We start from the raw sequence: 21,192 nt of genomic DNA, 5'->3' as shown, positions 1-21,192 counted from the left end.
ATTAAAATAAAAAAATCAATATAGTTAACTAAATTTTCAGATTTCTTACAGAACCTAAAAAGAAAAGACCAGCTCGCTATATTCGCTTGGCTGGTCGTTACATTGAGTTTTATAATAGTATTTACTTAATTAAAGAATAAATATTCGTATCATATGGCATATCATTTTGATGCATAAAGTTTCTTAAAACCCCTTCTTTTTCAAACCCTAATTTTTCTAATAGCTTGTTGGATGCATCATTTTCAGTAAATACAATTGCTGCGATACGCACTAAATCCATCTCTTGAAAGCCATATGAAATAATTTTATCTACAGCTTCCTTTGCATAGCCCTTCCCCCAACTTTCGGGAAATAGTGCGTAACTAATATCAGCTTTTTTATGCTCAGTGGACCACTCCTGAAAACCAATAGTCCCGATAATCCCCTCTTGCCCTTGCACTTCAATACCCCATTTAATGCCTCGTTTTTCATTGAAATTATTAGAGAAATTTTGGATAATATGTTTCACTTGTTCTATGCTCGTTAATGGCTTTTGTCCATAATGGCGTAAAACGTCTGGATTAGAAAAGCAATTTAAAATCGCTTGCGCATCTTTATCTGTCAGTTCTCTTAACACTAAACGATCGGTATATAATATTGGAAACATTTCTTCACGCTACTTTCGAAAATAGTATTTTTACCATTCTATAACAATAGCTTTATATTTACATTACTTATTTTCTTTTGTAGTGCAAAATCGAACTTCACTAAGTATTATCTTCTTTAACTAACAACAGCCATTTAATATCAGTAGAATATTGATTCTAAGTCAATGCGCATTCCTACAAGAATTCCTACTAAATCATTAATTTGCAAAAAAAAATGTCGCTCAAATATGGTAAAATGATATTAATATGTACATTTAATGCTATCTTGCCTAAAATAGTAAATAGATGTTAACAGGAAGCTGTGTATTAAGATTGCGCAATTGTCCAAATGGCAAATGACTCTTTTAAAAAAATAATTGAAAATGGTTTCATTCTATATAAATGTGAGTATCGCAATACAATTAACGAACAGGTACATAAAGAGATTGTTTATCAAAATTCAATTTCTGTTTCAGAAATAGCATCTGAAGTTGAAGAATCACCAGTTTATAATGAACATAATACAAAATTTATTAAAATAATTTTAGCTTATCTATTTATTTTAGGACTATTCGTTATTATACCCTTACTAATAGATAGTAACTCTAGTTTTCTGGATGATTTACTGGATGATTTATATGAAATTTTTAATATTGAAAACAAATAAATGAATTAGTTATGCTATTGATGAAGTGAATTATGTTGAATAGAAACAGCGCTCCCCCATGTTGGTTTGTATAAAAAAGCACCTCACTCAAAGTGAGATGCTTTCTATTTATTGCGTTACTACTTCAGATATTTTTTCAAAGTCTAGAAGATATCCACCAATTTTTGCTTTTTCTAACTCTTCTATATATTCTTCTTTTCGCTCATTAAGTCTGTCATCAAGTGTGTTTTGATAGGCCGGAAATAGATTGTAATCTACTGGTTTCCCCATAAGTTCACCTCTTATTTTATATTTTTTATTTATTATATGCTATATTGATATTTTCTGACAATCATGAATGGTAAATTTGATTATTAAGTTCGACAATATTACAAGATCATAGGCTTATTATACAACCCCTCTATTATACTATTTTCCTATTAAACGTACTTTTTCATTTAAGTGACTGATGAACTATACCGTTTAGAGTTTTAACGAATGGAATTTGTTAAAGGCAATTCGTTATATATAACAGGCGGATTTTCTTCACTACTATGTCATCCACAAGCAATCCTAAAAATTATTAGATAAACATCCGTTACTTGTTATACTTAGAATGAATGAAATTATGAGGAAGAAGCTAAGAGGATATTTTCAAGTAAAAAAACATTTATTTTTTATCTAGTTTACAGGCTAATAGCTAGCTATCATAACTATTTCGACATAGTAATAGTAGTGTAAAGCTAATTTAGCTTTGCACCTCCTGATTTGTTGGTTAGGGTCACTCTGGTCCAGTGACCCTATTTAATTTACTAAAACAAATTTAAAAGAAAGTGGCGTTGCAATATGGAATTTTGGCTAAACATTCAAACACTAATATGGTTATTTCCTATTTTTTTCATTGTTCACGATTTTGAAGAGATTATTATGGTTGAAAAATGGTTACATAACAATCAAAACAAGTTATATAAACGATTGCCACCAAAATTAGCAGATCGAATAGTAAAACAATTTTCAATGACTACTGCTCAATTTGCAGTAGCAGTCATCGTTGTTTTTTTATTTGTAAGTGGAGCTACTGTTGCTGCTAATCTATATTTATATAATGGCTTAACGATAAACCTTTATTTTTTCATCGTTGTTTCATCAGTATTTTTTATCCATGCATTTACACACATTGGGCAAACAATCTTTTTTCGCTCTATTACCCCTGGTACTGTTACATCGTTAATTATTGTTATTCCATACAGCGTTCTTTTATATAGATCGTTATTTTTTCAGGGAATCATTACTTGGAAAATGATTTTGATTAGTTTACCTTTTGGGCTTTTATTTTTCCCTATTGTTTTAACAGCCCACTGGATAGGTAGAAAGGTTATTTAAACTTTTAATATGCAAAGTCTTTTGTTTCTCACTTTCTATTTACTTTACTCGGCTCGCTTGTACTTAGCTATAGTAATTCCATTCTTTTAGAAAAATCGTTTTCGTATTGCTGTAAGCGTCCACTAACAGGGCAAAGCTGTTATTCTGTAGCATATTTAATGAATTTGTCTATTTTACATATTTTAAATGTTTTTTCACAAATGTAATAATGTATTGCACTTCCTCTTCCGTCATTTCTACTAAGCTACAAACTCTTCGAAGTTTAGCTGGTGACTTTAATTGTTCTCGCACTTTATCAATTAGCATGTATTTACACTTACGTGGATTCACATAATCTCTTATTTGCTTATAGCGTAAGTATGCATAACGAGCAAATGCATTCAGCATCTCTCTCTCATAACCTTCTCGTTCTAAGTTCATGACAGCTGCATCTATCTCTTCAGTTTCAAATATCCAGGATCCGTCAGTCAATTGCATAGTACCACCTCTTCCTTATAAGCTTGAGTAGGCTTGTTGATGCAAAAAATCAGGACATCATCAGTAAGCAGTTTTTTTGGTAACTCCTCTTTCGTCATCAATGTTCCCCGATTTTTTTAAATTGCCATTTCAGATTTTCACTACAACATCAACTTTCCTTCATCTATAATCATTAAATGCATTATAAAAAGCCACACCTAGTTAGATGTGACTCTTTTTTTATTTTTATCAATATTTACTTGTCCATCTTACATTTTTCACTAATCTATTCCTTTAAAAATTAAATCACCATAATGGTGTAAAGATACACACTATGTCACCGACTTGAGGAATTATTTTCACCTCTTGTTAAGGTTGCATCAAATTAATTCTTTCCAAAGGGTGAGAGGTGTTGACTATTATTTCTTTTGCTCTGGTCTTGTTTAATAATGTGTTGCCATTTCCTGTGTGGGTTATCTTTTTTATTATTTTTATTGTGGATTCGCAACTTTACTTTACAATTACTATTCATCATCCTTTTTATCATCGTTATCCTTTTTTAACTGTGCAAAAGCATTAGCTAAAAACTTCGGGACACGAATTCCTAACTTACCTAAGTTTTCGATGATGCTAATGCCTTCCATTCCTATTAAAAATAAAATCATAGCATTTCGCATAAAATCTCCGCTTTCTGTAGCATTATCCAATTGCACAGCTGCTATGACCATTAAAATCATGGCAGTTTTTTTCAAAAGCCCTTTAAACGTTTTACGAGAATCAATATCTTTTATTATCCAACCAACCATTACTCCTAATGTCAAATCGATAGCCATTAAGATTGTTAAAGATGTTACCAATTCATCTACACCGCCAATTAGATATGCAATTAATGCAGTCATACCACCTACCAACGATGACCAAAGCGTATTTGTTTCCAGAATATCACCTACTTCCTCATTATTTAAAACCCACACAGGTGATAGCTGAAGGCACAAACATACTTTATTTTTCATAAAGTACATCGTTTGATTTAGTCAATAACAGCCTCCATTTCTAGCATATTCAATTGCGTAATCGATGAACGTTAACAAAAATACAGAAAAACGAACATAAAAAAATATTTTATGATTAGTAATCTATCTTGTAAAAATCTCTCCGCTTCTATCCACTAGCGATTTCTCCTCCCTCATTTTATTATTTAAAGCACTTACTACACGAGAAAACACAAACTATATATTAAAACTTTCTAATGTTGTAAAATATTAGAATAACTTAAAATAAACGTAATGGGGGCTTTAAAGTGCAAATAAAAATCGCTACATTAAATGAAATTGATGAAATTGAGTGCTTATATCAAGAGCTATTTACTGAAATGTCCAACTTACAACCAAAGTATATAAAACCTGCAAAACAAGATGTGACGTTTATACAGAATACGATTAATAATACAGATTCAGATATTTTAATAGCGGACATCGATAACCGAACAGTAGGCTTTTTGCTTATACAAGAAGCTACGACTCCACCATATTCGTGTATAGTTGAACATAATTACGCTTTTATCGTAGATATTATTGTTGGAAGCCAATATCAAAATCAAGGTATCGGTTCCGCTTTGCTATGTGAAGCGAAAAAATGGGCAAAAAATCGTCAGTTAAATTATTTGGAATTGAACGTTTTATCGGAAAATATGGGTGCAATTACTTTATACGAAAAACAAGGATTTCAAGATATGAACCATACAATGCGTTTGGAATTGGCGTAGCTTATAATCTTACAGTTTTTCTATCAACGATTTATATTGTAACGCTGTAATTTCAATGTAGACGCAAGCATTACATGAACACCATTTATTGCGAATTAAACAATATGCTATACAACTTAATGCGAGTACTCTATACAGTTGTCCACTATGCATAGCAATCCTATGCCATAATAAAAAAAGTGTGTTATACTACTTGTACTGACAAACCAAAAAGGTAACCAATATTGAGCTGTAGCGTCTTTTTGCGCTACAGCTTTTTTTATTAGGCAAATTTTTTCTACCTATTCAATACCAATCTTTTTTGTCTTACTAAAAACATTTCTAAAACAGAACATGAAAATTGGGATAAATACCCCTCCGCATTTCTACAATGAACATATTATAAACTGAAGGAAGGAGGAATGTTTCATGGGATACTACGGAAATGCAGGTAATTGGAACAATAATTTTTATGGTGGATATAGCATGGGCGGTAGTTACGGTGGTGGCTGTAACTATGGCGGTGGTTGTAACTCCGGTGACAATTACTACGGCGGCGGCTACGGCAACGGATCAGCATTCGCGTTAATTGTTGTACTCTTTATTCTTTTAATTATTGTCGGTACTGCGTTCATCAATTACTGACAATCAAAGTAATGGAATGTGTGTTACCAGTTTTAAACTCCTATTAACTCCGAGGGTCACTCCCCCAAGTGACCCTTTTTATATGTATGTTTTTAGATGATAAAGGAAATAAAAATGTGCAGCTTTATAATTGCATTTGTTGCTTATCAAAATTTCTATACTCATTTGCAAATGCTCCTTTTCACTAAACTAACATTAGACAAGTATAGCATCATGCATATTCGTAAATAGTAATAATGGCGTCATTACGCCAATTAACTACGATGGAGGGATTGTTGATGAATAACATTCGAGAAGGTTTAATCCCAACTATTTTAGGTTCTGCTGTTACGGCTGCCGGCTATGCCTTAAAGCAAAAAAGTGGTTCTAACAAAATGATTGCAAACACAGTCTTTGGATTTGGTTTAGCACATATCGTGTTAGGAGCAATAGACCTTGTAGAACATCGTCGTTAGTCATTGGAGAGCACATTGTTGTGCTCTCCTTTATTTTTAGACATTCGAATACCTACATCTCTGTTCGATATTGATTATGGTTAGGTTTGAATACATAATCTTGGGCGTTTCTAACAACAGCAAAATTATCAATATTATAATGACCGTGAAGCGTTTCATTGTGATGCGCAATAATCTGCTCTGCGGAAAGTGCCTTTGAATCAGTTGTTGAATGTCCATCTGCAACAAGTGTGACATCGAACGACTGCACTGTAGCTGACCTCACTGCTGTATCGATACAATGTTCTGTTTTACAGCCCATCATGACTAAATGATTCACTTTCTGATCTTTTAAATATTGCAGCAAGTCTGTTTGATAAAAAGCATTAGTCGCTTTTTTATCTATAAATATTGCTCTATTTGTTGGAATGTTAATTTCATTATGAACTTGAAACCCAGCCCCTTGTCCATTTGCAACATCTTTATCTCTAACAAAAATAATAATAGCATTCTCTGTTAATGCTTGTTGAATTACGAAATTAATATTTTCAATTAATCTATCTTTCATAAATACTTCTTGTTCTTCGTTATTACCATCAATTAATTCTTGTTGAGCATCGATAACTACTAATGCTTGCTTCATTTAATTCCCTCGTCTCTATATTTTTTATTTATTCCATTAATTACTATATTATATAATAATCACGCTTGAACAGTAAAACCTCGAAAAGTGCTCACTTGTATAGTGCCACTAATCGAGGTGTTCGTTTTATTATTTATTTTCTTCCAATTTTTTATTTGCTTTTTGCACTTCAAGTAATTCAGATACCGTGACAAATTTGTATCCTTGCTTTTCAAGTTCTGGTAGTATTTTTTCTAATGCTTTAACGGTTTGTCCTCGATCTCCTCCGCCATCATGAAAAAGAACGATATTTCCTTCTTTAGCCCCTTTTAATACAGTATTTACAATTTTATTAACACCAGGACTTTTCCAATCCATTGTATCTTGATGCCAAGACCACATCACAACTTTATATCCTTTTTTTGCAACTGCTTCAATCATTCCGTCTGTATATTGTCCTTCTACAGGACGAAATAAAGTCGGAGTATATCCAGTAATACCGTATATCGTATCATGTGTTTGTTTAATTTCCTTAAGTAGATTCGGTACAGTCGTTCTTAACGGATGAGTATATGTGTGAATGGCTAATTCATGGCCATCTTCATACATTCGTTGAATAACTTCTGAATTCTTTTCTGCATTTTCCCCAACGATAAAAAATGTTGATTTTGCCTGATATTTAGCTAATATATCTAATATCTCTGGCGTGTATTTTTTATGAGGACCATCATCAAAGGTCAACGCTATAATTTTTTCATTCGTTTTGATTTCCCACAATATCTGCCCTGCTTCTTCATAATACTTCCTTCCTTTATCTGCAGAGAAACTTTTGCTCACAAAAAAAACAGATACCACCAAAATGCAAATAGGCATGATTAACAGCATAAACTTCTTCAAAAATCTTCACTTCCCAGAGAAAAGTATTTAGTACTTTATTATTTGTTGATTCCTTAAAAAAATGCTTTTTAATTTGAATTATTAGCTGCCATCTGAAGTATAAAATGACTACAACTGTGCCATAATAAATTTAAAGCCATGAATCTCCCTAAACATTTTTCTTTTTTGCTGTAGCATATGCTTTTTTGCTACAGCCTTTTTCTGTTTGAAAAATGGAATATACTAGATTAAGATCCTGAATTTCTTATAAAATGAAAAAATACCTCAAGAGCTTAACTCTCGAGGCATTATATTCCCGTTTAAATTTTCACTTTTGAAATTGTGATGCCATCACCAATTGGAATAAGGATAGATTCTAATTGTGGGTGATTAGCCACTGTTTCATTAAATTTCTTCATAATTTCTGTATAGCGTTTATTTTTTGCACTCTGATCTGCTACACTGCCACCAGCAAGTACGTTATCAGAAATGATCAAAGCCCCCTCTTCAGCAAGAGAAAGACAATAGTTTAAGTAGTTTTCATAATTATCTTTATCCGCATCAATAAAGAAAAAGTCAAATCGTTTTTTATCTTCTGCTAATGTTGCTAGACTTTGTAAAGCTGGTCCAGTCATATAGGTTACTTGTTGACTAAATCCTGCTTTAGATAAGTTACTCGCTGCTAACGTTGCATATTTTTCCTCTAATTCAAGAGAAGTTAATTTCCCAGCACTACCAAAGCCCCTAGCTAGACATATTCCACTATACCCACCAAGTGCGCCTATTTCTAATATTTTTTTTGCGCCGGAGATGGATACAAGCATTGTTAAAAATTTACCGGAAGAGGGTGAAACTGAGATTGAGGGCATGCCATTTTCTTCAATAGATGAAATAACATCCTCCAATAGCGGATCTTGATGATAAAAAGTTGAATCGATGTAGTGATTAATTTGATTCATTTATATCTTTACCTTCCGCCTCATGCGGCATAGATTCTTTATTATCAATAATCGTATTTTCATCTTCACTAATCATATCCGTTGTTTCATTTTCTTGAATTTCAAATAATTGGATAAATTCATTGATGACCATATCCATCGCTTTTAATTCTCCAACTAAAATTTGTTGAATTGATTGATACTCAGGTTGCTCTAATTGCTGTTTAATCGTTGCACGCTTTACATTCATTGTCTCTAAAAAGGCTATAGCTCTGCCACGACGGAATGTTTTCGGCCCTCGATGATGCGAAGAACTATCCTTTCCTCTGTATCGCTCACCACGATGATGTCCTTCTCTTTTATATTCTTTAAATTCTTCTCTTCTCATTTTATATCCTCCTTTTGTATACAAACGTATACATCTAATAACAATTTTATTGTATACGTTTGTATACAAATAGTCAATGTTATACTTCCTCCATAAATTTAAGCTTTTTTCAATAGGGAAAAATTTCTTTAATTTATCTGTTGCTAGAGTAAAAATTATATTAATGGATAAAATAATGTATTTTTATAGTTTTCAGGCGGACGGCTAGTCAAATATAGCTTTCATAGCATATGAATAGTAATGTAAAGCACAATCAGCTTTTACAAAAACTCTCCTGTTTTGGGGCTACTTTCTATCGAAGGTAGCCTTTTTTATTTAACTTTTAAAATGCTAGTCATCTATATTTGTAAAAAAATACACTAGCCTTAACAAATTATTGTTAAAGCTAGTGTGTTTAAAATTTATACAACTGCATAAAAAAACATCTTATTTTTCTCTTAGTAAGCAATGCCCACCCGAGATTTCACATATTTTGTACACTGAATTTGCTGGTAGGTAAATTCCGCAGTATCAGCTACTGAGATTTCAGTTCCACCCTCGGGTAAGAAATCTCTTTCTACGCGATAATTACCAGTATAATGTCCATCGGGTAAATATGTTGGGCAAACAATCGTCCATTCCCTATCCGATCGTTCTAATATCTTCAATACATTGTGATGTTCTTTTGCTGCTCTTGTTGTCTTTCTTTTCGATTCACTGGACTGGTATCGCAGTAAACTAGGCGTTAGACGGCTTTGTAATATTCCTGCTGTTCCGACAGTAATGATTCGGTACAAATTTCTCTTTTTCATCTCTTGTATAACTAGAGGTAAACTTTCTGTCAGTGTATTTGTACCATCAGTATTTAGTGCACTAATGACAGCATCTGCATTAGCCATAACAGAAGCAATATCTTCAATGTTTAAGACATTCCCTTGCTTAACATATAAATTTTCATTGGCTATGTTCATTTTACTTGGCGTGCGAACTAATGCTGTTACATGATGACCTTCTTTTAATGCTAATGAAACAATGTGACTACCTACACGACCAGTAGCCCCTAAAACTAATATATTCAGTATAATCACCTCTTTCCTAGCGATTATAGCATAGGTCGTTTTGATTTACTTTTACATAACAATGGGCACATCTCTAAGAGTGTGCCCAGTTGTTTACTATTCGATATAGGATGTAGCAATGGCTTGAGCTAACGTAGTGCCACCATCAACATTTTCATAATTATATGGACCTAATGGTAAACCCCAAATTTCAACAAAATCTCCCTCAAGGAATTCTGTTGTATGATAACCAATTGCAAATATAGCATTAAAATCCATATCTTCAATTAGAATGATTGACACAGGTGTTCCATCATCTAATGTTTCCTCTTGAATCTGAATGATATCGCCTGCAAAATTTACCATTTGCTCTAAATATGGCTTTACATTTTTATTTAAATGCTTGGAAGTGATTTTATCATCCGCAAGCTTTTTCGTCTTTTGAATTGCATCTTTGGATAATGCAGGGAACAAATCTGCATTTGTTGAAATGAAATTATATGATTGCTTATCCAATGTTAATTGTTCTTCTGTAATACTCGGAATATCTTCTAAATAGTTTCTAGCGTAATTAACCGTCACAACCGGAGCAGCTGCTTCTTGTTCTACTTCGTCTTTAATTACAGATTCTTTTTCAGGTGATGATTCTTCCTTCTTTGTCTCACTCGATGGTAAAGAGGTGCTACCGCCCTTACTTACTTCATTTCCACATGCTGCTGCCATAATTGCTACTAAAGAAAGTACAGCTATTAATACAAACTTCTTCATCAATAAATCCTCCCAATATTTCTTTTAACATACTAAATATACCAGTAAAGGGAAGTATAAACTATAATAATTTTCCAATATTATTCAATTTAAGATAGTTATTACTATCTATTTTGTCTTATAGTATTAGACCGTCTTGCATATACAAAAACTTCAATCTATATTTGTAAGTTGAACATCCACAATAAACAAATTAAAGTTATTTTTTTCAGCAATACTAGTTACTATTTTTTGAATTTTGCTTTCTGTTCTACTATCTAATTTCTCTAAATCATGTAAATGTATTGTAATGATTTGATTGTCCGAGGAGTCAATTAAATATTCAATCGTACTATCAGGTTGATAGCCTTCAGCGCGTAACGCCATAATTATTTTTTTAGTTAATTGTGTACTTTGTAATTTTTGTGCTATGTCCTCAGCATTTGTTTGTGAAGAATTAAATTGAGTAATTTGTAAAGTTGAGGGTATTTGATTTTTTAAATAAATTGCTAATAAGATAATCAAAACAATCACTATAAAAATAAGGCCATTTTTTTGTCTTTTATGCACCCTCTCTAGCTCTCCTTTATCAATAAAATACGAAACTTTAAGAAATCGCCTTTAAAGAAGAAATTTGATAAATGAGGTAATAGCGGTCGTAGTAGTTATATGAAGTTAATTGCTGAGGATAACTTCATACTTCGTTGTCGTTTGGATTTGAGTTAATGGAGGATACTTATCACCCATTTATTTTTAGGCTATGTTATCTAACCTTATATTTTTCTACCATCTGCTTCTTTTAGGTATACATACCAATTAAATTTTTTGAAATAATATTTTGTTTTAAATCTATTTAATGGACATTTTACCAAGTCAATTGCATTTCATTTCATAGTATATAAATGTAACGCTGGCGCTGGCATTGCAAAACAAACTAACAAAAGGGAGATAATAGAATGGAAGATAATAGATATTTCAAACATATGAATTGGGATTATAGTAAATTTGAAAAGAAATGTTGCTGCGGTAAACATGATCAAGAACATAAAGAGAAATCATGCTGTCATAAATATGATGAATGGAAACATAAACAGCATCATTGTGATTGTAAAGAAGAGAAACATGGTTGGAAAGATGAGAAACATTGCTGGAAAGAAGAGAAAGATGAATGCAAAAAAGATAAACATTGCTGGAAAGAAGAGAAAGATGAATGCAAAAAAGATAAACATTGTTGGAAAGAAGAGAAAGATGAATGCAAAGATGATCACCATCACTGTAAAGGCTGTATTTGTCATTTATTAAAACGATTTGAGTTAGGAACTACAGTTGATGTTTATTTATCAGGTGGGGGTAGCTTCCTTGGAGTTGTATTTTTAAAATTAGATAACAGAAATTGCTGTGCATATTTTGTTGAAAATGATGCAGCATCTGAACCAATTATCATCGATTGCGAAAAAATTGACGCAATCAGACGTATTGCTACTGTATAATCATAAACTAGAGATCAACTAACACTTAATAAGCATCTGCTTGCAATCTAGAATACTTTTCAGTCTGCTCAGACAATGTCTGCTGCGTCAACCAGTAATTAATTTATCCGTTTTTGTCAAGCAGATGCTTTCTATATGGTTCTATCATTTGGCTATTTAATTTTATTACAATTGCAAAGCTCTTTTATCCATTTACTATTACTTTTACAATTGGCTCTAGCTTTCCTATAAACACATCTCCTAAATAGTCCACATCTATTACAACTGCACGCGGTTCAAAACGTTGGATACTGTCAATAATACGTGCGGTATTCCGTCTCTTTGCAATTTGAAAGGGTACTTCCATCTCCTTTTTCTTATCCCTCACCCTTTTTTCTGGGTAAGACATGACAAATGTAGATAAAATATAAGCTACATTTTGCAATACTTCATCAACACCTGTTGCACAAAAATCAATATTGCTTGTAGCAGTAACTTGATGTGTCATCCTATCAACCTTTCTACAATAATCCAATTATTTATTTTCATGTTGCGTATATGAATGGTATCATCCCTTTTTCTAATACTGATGCTTGAAGTTTCACTAGGTTCAAAGCAACACTTAGTTATGTATGCCAAAACGGCAAAGTATATGATTAGCTACAATATGCATAGTCTGTCATTTATCTTTGTTTAAAAGTACCTTATCTTGTTAAAGCATAATAAATTACATATAACCAACTAAAACAACCATGTATAATAGCCCAAATTATTGAATGATTGACACTCCATGATATTGTAATAGCGAGAACTGATCCAAATCCTATTCCACTTTTTACAACTGATTTATTCTCCATTTTATACACCTTCCTATTCGTGTGTAAAAAACGATTCACTTTTATTTTCATTTCCCCCTTAATTTTCATTTACGTTCTCATTTCATCGGGTTGATTGCTCTTGTTTATCATGTTGGTCCATAAAACATTATATGTTTTGTAAGGCATAACCATCCTATATTCGCATATAAATTTCTAATTTTACTTATACGGGTAATACCTCTTATACGCCTCTCACTTAATCTTCATTACCCCATTATCAATTATTTAACACTTCTTATTACTTAAATGCTGTTTTCCATGTAATAGAATGGGTATGTCTAATACAGCGATTGTTTATGTCTAAATGTCTGAGGTCATAATTAGGTAAAGGAAGTGATTGATTGAAAATATTATTGGTAGTATCAAGCATAATTGTTCCTGTCGTAATGCTATTTCTTCAAGTGAAAAGCAACATCGTACGCCTTTTGTTTAACATTCTAGCAGTTCTTACTATGCTCTTATTTGGGGGCATTGCATCTACCTCCATCTATCAAATCATTGTGGATAATGCAGTATTTATGACAACAATCCATGCCATTTTTTTAAATCCATTATTTTTAGTATCTGGTGCTTACATTGGCGTCTTTATTATTTACAGGCTGATGCTTTTAACATGGCATGAAAAATAACGTTAACCATCCTACATGAACATTTCTCTGTATGTAGATGTTTCTACAGCACAAAAAAAGAGGCTATCCCGAAGGATGCCTCTTTTGCAAATGCTATTATTAATTAAAGTTTAACGATGTTTTTAGCTTGTGGTCCGCGGTTACCGTCTTCCACTTCAAATTCAACTTTTTGACCTTCGTCAAGTGATTTGAAACCTTCACCTTGAATCGCTGAGAAGTGAGCGAATACGTCTGCTTCACCTTCAACTTCGATAAATCCAAAACCTTTTTCTGCGTTAAACCATTTAACTGTACCTTGTTTCATATACGAAACCTCCAAAAAAATAAATTAATAAACAATTTCTTCAAAAAAAAAATTCACCTATTATAAAAAGTACCGAAAAACACGATTACTTTTTGTAATAGGTGAATTCAATATTTTAAATCAAGAAATCTTTTTATTAATTTTATTATATACGAAAACATACCAATTGTCTAGCTGAATTTCGTTATTTTTTAAAGCAGACGAGCAATAAACCTTTATTTAAGTCACTTTTCCATTGCCATACTTCAATTTTAGAGTTGTTTTTGAAGGCGCTTTCTTCTAGCCCTATGATACTCACCTTTTTCTTTTACTAACACTCTGCAATTATTATTGACGACAACTGCAATCAACAATATGATCATTAACCATTCCTACTGCTTGCATAAATGAATAACAAATTGTACTTCCAACAAATTTAAATCCATCTTTTTTTAACTGTTTGCTCATACGTTCACTTAGCTCTGTTGTCACAGGTACTTCAGCTATAGTTGCCCAATTGTTGACAATAGGCTGATGATCTACAAAGGACCATATGTAATCAGAAAATGATTTATGTTTTTGTTGTATTTTTAAAAAAGCTTGTGCGTTCGTTACGACACTGGCTATTTTAAGTTTATTGCGAACGATACGCTGATCCTCTTTAAGCTCAGCTAACTTATCTTCTGTATACGTGACGATTTTGGAGGCATCAAATTTGTCAAAAGCCTCACGGTAGCCCTCTCTTTTTTGTAAAATCGTCCACCAGCTAAGTCCAGCCTGTGCTCCTTCTAGACAAATCATCTCAAACAAGTGGTGATCGTCATAAACTGGTACCCCCCATTCCTTGTCATGATAATCTACGTATAAAGGCTCGTCCAACTTCACCCATTCACATCTTTGCATCTATTCAACCTCCATTTTAATTTTTTATCGGTTATTTAGTACCTACTATATAGAGCCAGCCATTTTTTGTATGTTCTTGTATGTTCACCGATTAAAAACCTACACTGTCGAATAGCTGCCTTATCTCTATATTGGTTTTATAGTCCTTTCTATGATAATTGATTTTGTATATTTCTGAAATGATAATAAACTGACCACTCGGTTTTAACACCCTATATACTTCTTTAACATCGTTCGCTAAATCTTGCCAAAAATAATGTGTTTGGCATGCTGTTATTTTATCAAAAAAAGCTTTTGGATATGGAATATTAGAAACACTTGCCTGTTTTACAATTACTTTACCACTAGCTACATCTAACTGATTTACTTTCGTAGTATTTCTTATCGCTTGTTCGGAAAAATCGATTCCATAGATCTTTCCATGGCGATTGATTTTGGATAATGCTTGGATCGTTTTTCCCCCACCACATCCAATGTCTAAAACAGCATCTCCACTTTCAATTGCACCACTTTGGATTAACCAATTATTCATTCCGCTATGAGCTACATTCATAATACGTAGCATTACTGAGCCTATCAACCCTCTTGGACGCTTCGCCTGTTCAATCAGTCTTTGTAAAATAGTCAATTTAATTTTGCTCCTTTACTACAAAAGTTTTCTAATGACTTCACTAGTTTTATATATTTGTGAATTTGCGTAATACATTTAAAAGAAATTATCTAAGAAAAATGATAGATGGCCCTATGTTAAATAAGGAGTTTCATTCTTTCTAACAATAACCCAATTTGATGCTTTGATACAGGCATTTTCGATGGTTTTTGGATAATCGTTTTGCATATCGAGCACGTTCAATGCCGTTTTCATTATCACCTCTATCCCATGTATGTTTTCCTTATTATCTTTTACGATTATACATCATTAAAGTTTCAATATTTACCATTTTTGCAACAAGAAAAAATCACAGTTTCATACCACTGTGATTTTTTTTACTTAATATATATATGAGTTCACTTAATATTGACAAATTGTTCTATGAATCTGTTCAGGACATTTTTTGCATTCCTTCGACAAAATCACTCTGCATTAATTTAAATATGTATTGTTTGAAGTATTTCGTTCGCGCTCATCTATTACTAGATGGATAATAAATGCTAGCTGCTGCTCAATTAACAGATTATTTTGATGAAATATATCAGCTATTGCACTTTTTTGGTTATCTGCCAATTCAACCTTCTTAAGCATCAACATAATTTCTTCTTTCGAAAGCCCAAACATCTTTACTCACCCCATTTCATATTCCAAAAATAATTCACTATTCCAAAAACATTATCCAAAGTTCTAGTACTGAAGACAAGCATTATTATTAATGAACCATTTTTACTAATTATAGGATATAACACACGAATTAATCAATCTAAAAACTAAATTTTCTAATAACAGATTCTTCTATTAATACACTCATTATTATATTGTATATAATATTACAAATACTTTATTCCTTAATTCCAATAAATTAACAAGGTTTTTCTAACATAATACTCCCTTGAGCAATAACAATGGCACATTATTTTCTCTTTAAAAAGAAATTTTTTTATGTCGAAATCCAGTAATCTTTGTCAATATTTTGCATGAATTAAAAGTAATCTTCAAGTATTTACACTCGTACCGTCCAAATAATTAATGTATTCTCTCCTTTTTATTTTTAAAACATATTATTATCTTAGTTGCTCTATAAGAAGGACTGTTTTTATAGCTAAACATAGTGACAATTCACGCAAAAAAAAGTAATTTCAAAATTTTGAAACTACTCGTATTACACTTTTTTCATTCTTCCCCATTGCTAACGTTACATGTACTGAACTTCTCAACGAATCGCTGTATTTTTTCAGTCGTTACAGGCTGTATATTTGGACGGGTGATTTTTGAGGAGCTATCTTTTTGGCATTTGCCATCGTTAAATTGCCCACGTATATATAGCTGACTCTGTTCCTGGACAATTGCTGCTGTTTTGACATGAGCTAAACTCATGTTGACGATTTCAAGAAGGGATTGATTGGTCATTGCTAAAAATGTTCGCTCGGTTTCATCGATTGCGCAATTTTGGATGCGTCCCATTGACTTATCAGACCAAAAAATCGAATAAGGGCTTTGCTGACAATGCAAAAATTTACTGTCTACCACCTCAACAATTGCATCAATACATGTAATACCATTACCTACAATGTGTTTAAAAGTACAATTATTCGCAAATAGACGTGCATTATTTATATAAATATGATGGCTTTCAAAATCTTGTATGTGTGAATTTTTAAGTGTAACCTTTGCATGGTCATTGCCATAAATTCCGCCCGTCTGTCCAGAATGTATAAAGCATTGATCGACTACAAGCCCACTTGCATCTACAATAACATGAAATTGTGTATGGTGATGTATATCACATTCCGTCATTATGACATCAGCTTCGTTAAAAATAGTGACTCCTGTTGTGCTACCTTTTCTCACATGACATTTCCGAACCTCAGCTTTACTATTTTCAATAAACAACTGTGGCTTTACATGTTCAAATAACAGACAATCATAGATGATAGCTTTTGATTTTTCACCTATATAAAATCCGTTACTTTGACCATTCGCAATGATACTATCTGTCGCAACAATTTCGCTTTCATGGACAACTACATTTGTTCCTATATGATGTTTTATCTCACAATGATCTATTGTTAATTTAGAACCACCAAATACTTGAATCCCTAAATCTTTTCCTCCATGAATTACTGTATTTATCATATTAATTGTGCTTGAAGCTGCAACAATTTGTGTTTTTTCGTGCCCATGAATTTCACAATCCTCTAAGGTCATTTTGACATTCCGTATGGCAAAGATTCCATTCATCGCACCCTCTAACAACAAACATTTTGATATTGAAATTTCACTATTTTGCACGATGATCTGTGCCTTGGTATGTTGTTGTATCGAAGACTCCGAAAGCATTACGCTAGACCCATTATCAATTCGGAGTCCAAATTGATTGGATGGGCTTGCTATAATATCGACATTTTTCATCATTAGACTTCCAAAGTTCACTGTTACTTGCGTACTCACCATTTGTTGCTCAATTACGCAGTTTTCAAGTTGTAAATCGCCTTTAATATAAATTCCCTGTCCCTGACTAAAACGAAGATTCCGCATTTCTACATGTGTTTGATAGCGAATAAATACGCCGCCTTTAATCGTGACATCGCCCTTACCATAAAGCGTTAACCTTTTTGAAACCTCTATACTTTCTTCGTAAATGCCATCCCTTATTTCTATAATGTCGCCTACTTTAGCGTCCTTTAGCGCCTGGTTGATACTTTGATAACGGTGCATTAAACTTTTTTTTACAACAAGCGTTGCCATCTACTTACCTCCTATCCTTTTACGATTTTCCTTAGCTCACTACCATTAATCAATCCTTTACATCCTATTTATATACCCATTGAACTTCCTGTTATACAATTTTGTACAAATAATTTACAATTCACTTGGTGGTGCCTAATGGATGCCTATTAATTTCATAAGGAGAAGTTACTGAATTAACATATTTCTTATGTTTCAAAAGTAAATTTTTAAAAAATAAAAACCAGCAATAAAGCGATTCATTCGCTTATTACTGGTTTTTCTCTCAATTATTTTTTTCGTTTAAAGAAGAAAATTGCTATGATCACTGCTACTAGTGCAATGATTGCAACAATCCATATCGTGCTTGAGCTAGTTGAAGTTGTGTCTGTTCCTTCATTCTTTTTCAGTTCTTCTCGTGGTGTTGCAGTTCCTTCATACTTATCAGTAGTTGTATCTTCTGTTGTTTGTTGTGTAGTCGAAGCAATTTGGATATATTGTATTGTCAGTGTATTTGATGACTGTTCTTCTTCATGTCCATGATGGTGACCACCGCTCGTCGTCAAAATAGATTTTTCTAAGTTTTGACCAATCCAGCTTTCAGGGTCAGTTGAATCAGCAAAAATACGAGGATGACCCGATAGCAAATACATTTTGCCTTCAACGATAACGCCCATGTTATCTCCTGTTACAACATCTTCAATTTTTCCAGTAGGTCCATAAGAAAACCCACCCATTTGAAGTAAAGTATGTCCTCCCATATCCATATCTAAGTTTTCAGATAAAAAGGTAATATACTCCTCTTTTGTCAACGTTGCCTCTGGTTTTTCAAATTCATATTTATTATGCAATAATGCTGTATTAATTTCTTTATATGTAATGTCTCCTTCTAACGAAGATACATATTCTTCATTTTTCGCTGCTTGGGCAAGCTCTTCCACCGTTGAACCTTCAAGACCGAAAAATGCCCCTATCCAAGCAGCAAAATCTTTACGGGATAAGTTCTCAGATGGGTTCAGCGCCATGTCGACACCATTATAACCAATAAGCCCCATACTTTGAAGGACCATGATTTCTTCTATATTGGCTGAAGTTGCAGAAACATCTGTATAAAGCATACTTTTATCCATCGTATGCGCAGAGGCTGCTGCAGGCGCCATAAGAAGTGCACTCATTAATATTAATAGTATATATTTTCTCAATTTTACTCCACCTTCCATTACAATAGTATATCGTTTAATTGTGATGAAAGTATGAAATCAGATAGGTTTAATAATTTTTATAATTTAAATTTACCTACTAGGTCATTTAAATTTTCTGCCATTACCGCTAAATTACTTGAACTATTTTTAATTTCGTCCATAGAGCTTGCGGCTTGTTCTATCGTCGCAGAAGTTTCTTGAATACCTGCTGCTGATTGCTCTGAAACAGCTGCAATTTCATCAACTGATTTATTAATATCCATCGTACTTTGTACAACCTCTTCTAGCTTAGAAGACATTTGGACGATGCTAGATGACATGGAATAAACAGCATTTGCAATCTCACTAAATGTCTCATTTGTGGAAACGATTTGTGTAGTACCTTTTGCAACCTCTCCATAGCCTTTTTCTAATGATGTTGTTACAGTCATTGAATCATCTTGAATTATTTTAATAATATTAGTGATTTCATTAATTGATGCAGATACTTGTTCAGCAAGTTTTCGAACTTCATCTGCTACGACGGCAAAGCCCTTACCATGCTCTCCAGCACGTGCCGCTTCAATTGCAGCGTTTAGTGCCAATAAATTTGTTTGCGCAGCAATTTCATGAATAACCGCTATAATTTTAGAGATTTCCTGTGTTTGTTTATTTAACTCATCTACCTTTTCGACCGAATCCTTCACAATAAAGTCAATGGTCATCATTTGCTGTGTAGAAGCTTCCATAAGCTCTTTGCCCTCTTCTGTTAACCTCATCACGGATTCAGAGAACTGATAGACATCTTTACTACTTTGATTGACATCTGTTACTTTCGTTGAAAAGTCAGTCATACTTGTCGCAACATCAGAAGCATTACTCGCTTGCACCTCTGTTCCACTTGCTATTTCTGCAACCGTATCAACGATTTGCTCTGTACCATCTTTGACCTCTGTAGCTGATTGCATTAGTTCCTCACTATGTGTAGCAACTTCATTTGATACAGATTGAATATGCTTTAACAAATCATTTAAGATTTGAGACATAGTGTTTGTTGCTTCTGTTAATTGCCCTATTTCATCCTTTGTTTTTACAATTAGTGCAGGCTCACTTAAAACACCTTCTGTAATGCGCTGCATGCGTTTAGTAATCAAAATAATGGGTTTAGAAATAAGACGAGCACTAATTAGCGCTGTAATAATTGCAATGATGACTATAAGTATTCCAACGATAATACTTGCAGTTTGCTTACGTTCCCCAGAAGTAATTAGTGAATCTCCAACTGCATTAATCGATTGTTTACGTTGTTCTGCTAAGCCTTCATATCCTTCACGAATTTCCGTAGCTTTCGTATCCATTGCCGCTAAATTATGTATAGCTAATTCCACATTTCCTTGATCATATACATCAAATACTTCTTTTTGGACATAGCTACTCCATTCTTTCGCCATTTCCGAATACTTGTTAAATTCCGTCGATTCCGAAATAGATAATCGTATTTTTTCATTTTTAAGTGCTCTCTCTACGTTTTCACTATAAATATTTTTATATTTTTCATTACCAGACAACACATATCCACGAGCTGCCGCAATCCGTAATCCAATAGTTGATGCTAACTCATAATCGGTTATTAATAATTGCAATTCCTCTTCAACTATTTGTTCAGTTGCATTATTACTTTGCGATATTTCGTAAAAATTAAAACTAATATAAAAAACAATTACTGCTACTACAATACTAAATGCAAAAACGATTCTTTTGCCGATGGATTTAAAGTGCATTATTCAATCTCCCCTTTTTTAATGTCATTTTTTAATCCCCTTCACTTTGCTAATGAAATATAATAGAAAACTTTTTTAAACCGAAAAAAATCTTTGCTTACAATCAAGAAATTTTAACTCTATTGCACAATATTAGTAATCTACCAT

The 21,192-nt window shown here is 32.8% G+C and carries 26 protein-coding genes; 7 read left to right on the top strand and 19 right to left on the bottom strand.

The annotated features are described in order from the left end of the window. Positions 1-121: 121 nt before the first annotated feature. Positions 122-646 carry a GNAT family N-acetyltransferase gene (locus ACIQXJ_RS06110; RefSeq protein ID WP_403050890.1) on the bottom strand — a complete coding sequence of 175 codons (525 nt, stop codon included), beginning with the start codon at positions 644-646 and terminating at the stop codon, positions 122-124. Between the two features lie 329 nt (positions 647-975). On the opposite strand from ACIQXJ_RS06110, the gene ACIQXJ_RS06105 reads away from it, so the two are divergent. After that, entirely contained in the window at positions 976-1,293 is a 318-nt protein-coding gene (locus ACIQXJ_RS06105; protein ID WP_403050887.1) for a hypothetical protein, read from the top strand. A gap of 108 nt (positions 1,294-1,401) precedes the next feature. Here ACIQXJ_RS06105 and ACIQXJ_RS06100 read toward each other — a convergent pair whose 3' ends face one another. Next, positions 1,402-1,563: a hypothetical protein gene (locus tag ACIQXJ_RS06100; protein WP_403050884.1), complete on the bottom strand. Its 162-nt coding sequence runs from the start codon at positions 1,561-1,563 to the stop codon at positions 1,402-1,404. 555 nt (positions 1,564-2,118) lie between these two features. Here ACIQXJ_RS06100 and ACIQXJ_RS06095 point away from each other — a divergent pair. Further along, positions 2,119-2,655: an HXXEE domain-containing protein gene (locus ACIQXJ_RS06095; RefSeq protein WP_403050881.1), complete on the top strand. Its 537-nt coding sequence runs from the start codon at positions 2,119-2,121 to the stop codon at positions 2,653-2,655. 168 nt (positions 2,656-2,823) lie between these two features. Here ACIQXJ_RS06095 and ACIQXJ_RS06090 read toward each other — a convergent pair whose 3' ends face one another. Both ACIQXJ_RS06090 and ACIQXJ_RS06085 read right to left on the bottom strand, forming a co-directional pair. Next, positions 2,824-3,132: a hypothetical protein gene (locus ACIQXJ_RS06090; protein ID WP_401012209.1), complete on the bottom strand. Its 309-nt coding sequence runs from the start codon at positions 3,130-3,132 to the stop codon at positions 2,824-2,826. A 503-nt stretch (positions 3,133-3,635) separates the two neighbouring features. Beyond that, on the bottom strand, positions 3,636-4,124 hold the full coding sequence (locus ACIQXJ_RS06085) for a phage holin family protein (protein WP_403050878.1): 489 nt from the start codon (positions 4,122-4,124) through the stop codon (positions 3,636-3,638). A gap of 287 nt (positions 4,125-4,411) precedes the next feature. Here ACIQXJ_RS06085 and ACIQXJ_RS06080 point away from each other — a divergent pair, with 287 nt between their 5' ends. The 3 genes from ACIQXJ_RS06080 (at position 4,412) to ACIQXJ_RS06070 (ending at position 5,955) form a co-directional block, all read left to right on the top strand. Continuing rightward, positions 4,412-4,876, top strand: a complete 465-nt coding sequence (locus ACIQXJ_RS06080; protein WP_403050875.1) for a GNAT family N-acetyltransferase — start codon at positions 4,412-4,414, stop codon at positions 4,874-4,876. 408 nt (positions 4,877-5,284) lie between these two features. Then, complete coding sequence (locus tag ACIQXJ_RS06075) at positions 5,285-5,500, top strand: YjcZ family sporulation protein (RefSeq protein WP_403050872.1); 216 nt, start codon at positions 5,285-5,287, stop codon at positions 5,498-5,500. A gap of 278 nt (positions 5,501-5,778) precedes the next feature. Next, positions 5,779-5,955, top strand: a complete 177-nt coding sequence (locus ACIQXJ_RS06070; RefSeq protein WP_172771828.1) for an asparagine synthase — start codon at positions 5,779-5,781, stop codon at positions 5,953-5,955. A 52-nt stretch (positions 5,956-6,007) separates the two neighbouring features. Here ACIQXJ_RS06070 and ACIQXJ_RS06065 read toward each other — a convergent pair whose 3' ends face one another. From ACIQXJ_RS06065 to ACIQXJ_RS06035, 7 genes are all read right to left on the bottom strand, one after another. Continuing rightward, positions 6,008-6,577: an isochorismatase family protein gene (locus tag ACIQXJ_RS06065; protein ID WP_403050869.1), complete on the bottom strand. Its 570-nt coding sequence runs from the start codon at positions 6,575-6,577 to the stop codon at positions 6,008-6,010. Between the two features lie 129 nt (positions 6,578-6,706). After that, positions 6,707-7,453, bottom strand: coding sequence for a polysaccharide deacetylase family protein (locus ACIQXJ_RS06060; RefSeq protein WP_403050867.1), 747 nt, complete (start codon positions 7,451-7,453; stop codon positions 6,707-6,709). A gap of 299 nt (positions 7,454-7,752) precedes the next feature. Beyond that, entirely contained in the window at positions 7,753-8,391 is a 639-nt protein-coding gene (locus tag ACIQXJ_RS06055; protein WP_403050864.1) for an O-methyltransferase, read from the bottom strand. Continuing rightward, positions 8,378-8,758 carry a hypothetical protein gene (locus ACIQXJ_RS06050; protein ID WP_403050861.1) on the bottom strand — a complete coding sequence of 127 codons (381 nt, stop codon included), beginning with the start codon at positions 8,756-8,758 and terminating at the stop codon, positions 8,378-8,380. The genes ACIQXJ_RS06055 and ACIQXJ_RS06050 overlap by 14 nt, the downstream gene beginning before the upstream one ends. A gap of 437 nt (positions 8,759-9,195) precedes the next feature. Further along, positions 9,196-9,816, bottom strand: a complete 621-nt coding sequence (locus ACIQXJ_RS06045; RefSeq protein WP_403054847.1) for an NAD(P)-dependent oxidoreductase — start codon at positions 9,814-9,816, stop codon at positions 9,196-9,198. Positions 9,817-9,912: 96 nt separating this feature from the next. Next, the gene (locus ACIQXJ_RS06040; RefSeq protein ID WP_403050859.1) at positions 9,913-10,563 is read right to left on the bottom strand and encodes a hypothetical protein; all 651 of its coding nucleotides are present in this window, start codon (positions 10,561-10,563) and stop codon (positions 9,913-9,915) included. Between the two features lie 153 nt (positions 10,564-10,716). Next, positions 10,717-11,112 carry a hypothetical protein gene (locus ACIQXJ_RS06035; protein WP_403050856.1) on the bottom strand — a complete coding sequence of 132 codons (396 nt, stop codon included), beginning with the start codon at positions 11,110-11,112 and terminating at the stop codon, positions 10,717-10,719. A gap of 386 nt (positions 11,113-11,498) precedes the next feature. Between ACIQXJ_RS06035 and ACIQXJ_RS06030 the strand changes: the two genes are divergently transcribed. Next, a complete protein-coding gene (locus tag ACIQXJ_RS06030) occupies positions 11,499-12,032 on the top strand; it encodes a hypothetical protein (RefSeq protein ID WP_403050853.1) in 534 nt (177 codons plus the stop codon). Positions 12,033-12,216: 184 nt separating this feature from the next. On the opposite strand, the gene ACIQXJ_RS06025 is transcribed toward ACIQXJ_RS06030, so the two are convergent. After that, complete coding sequence (locus ACIQXJ_RS06025; RefSeq protein ID WP_340824160.1) at positions 12,217-12,519, bottom strand: hypothetical protein; 303 nt, start codon at positions 12,517-12,519, stop codon at positions 12,217-12,219. 711 nt (positions 12,520-13,230) lie between these two features. Between ACIQXJ_RS06025 and ACIQXJ_RS06020 the strand changes: the two genes are divergently transcribed. Continuing rightward, positions 13,231-13,518: a transposase gene (locus ACIQXJ_RS06020; RefSeq protein ID WP_403050850.1), complete on the top strand. Its 288-nt coding sequence runs from the start codon at positions 13,231-13,233 to the stop codon at positions 13,516-13,518. 103 nt (positions 13,519-13,621) lie between these two features. Here the strand turns inward: ACIQXJ_RS06020 and ACIQXJ_RS06015 are convergent, their stop codons facing one another. The 7 genes from ACIQXJ_RS06015 to ACIQXJ_RS05985 form a co-directional block, all read right to left on the bottom strand. Beyond that, a complete protein-coding gene (locus ACIQXJ_RS06015) occupies positions 13,622-13,822 on the bottom strand; it encodes a cold-shock protein (RefSeq protein ID WP_024360941.1) in 201 nt (66 codons plus the stop codon). 327 nt (positions 13,823-14,149) lie between these two features. Continuing rightward, positions 14,150-14,704 (bottom strand): DNA-3-methyladenine glycosylase I, encoded by a 555-nt coding sequence (locus ACIQXJ_RS06010; protein WP_403050847.1) that lies wholly within the window; start codon positions 14,702-14,704, stop codon positions 14,150-14,152. A gap of 91 nt (positions 14,705-14,795) precedes the next feature. Beyond that, on the bottom strand, positions 14,796-15,332 hold the full coding sequence (locus tag ACIQXJ_RS06005; protein WP_403050844.1) for a class I SAM-dependent methyltransferase: 537 nt from the start codon (positions 15,330-15,332) through the stop codon (positions 14,796-14,798). A 456-nt stretch (positions 15,333-15,788) separates the two neighbouring features. Further along, entirely contained in the window at positions 15,789-15,980 is a 192-nt protein-coding gene (locus tag ACIQXJ_RS06000) for a hypothetical protein (protein ID WP_340824153.1), read from the bottom strand. A 549-nt stretch (positions 15,981-16,529) separates the two neighbouring features. Next, complete coding sequence (locus tag ACIQXJ_RS05995; protein ID WP_403050841.1) at positions 16,530-18,104, bottom strand: right-handed parallel beta-helix repeat-containing protein; 1,575 nt, start codon at positions 18,102-18,104, stop codon at positions 16,530-16,532. A 269-nt stretch (positions 18,105-18,373) separates the two neighbouring features. Beyond that, complete coding sequence (locus tag ACIQXJ_RS05990) at positions 18,374-19,285, bottom strand: hypothetical protein (RefSeq protein ID WP_403050838.1); 912 nt, start codon at positions 19,283-19,285, stop codon at positions 18,374-18,376. Positions 19,286-19,362: 77 nt separating this feature from the next. Continuing rightward, positions 19,363-21,045, bottom strand: coding sequence for a methyl-accepting chemotaxis protein (locus tag ACIQXJ_RS05985; protein WP_403050835.1), 1,683 nt, complete (start codon positions 21,043-21,045; stop codon positions 19,363-19,365). Positions 21,046-21,192 lie beyond the last annotated feature (147 nt).

It is taken from the genome of Lysinibacillus sp. NPDC097868 (genome assembly GCF_044761135.1).
In the GTDB taxonomy this organism is placed as follows: Bacteria; Bacillota; Bacilli; order Bacillales_A; family Planococcaceae; genus Lysinibacillus.
This window is presented reverse-complemented; position numbering and strand designations above follow the sequence as displayed.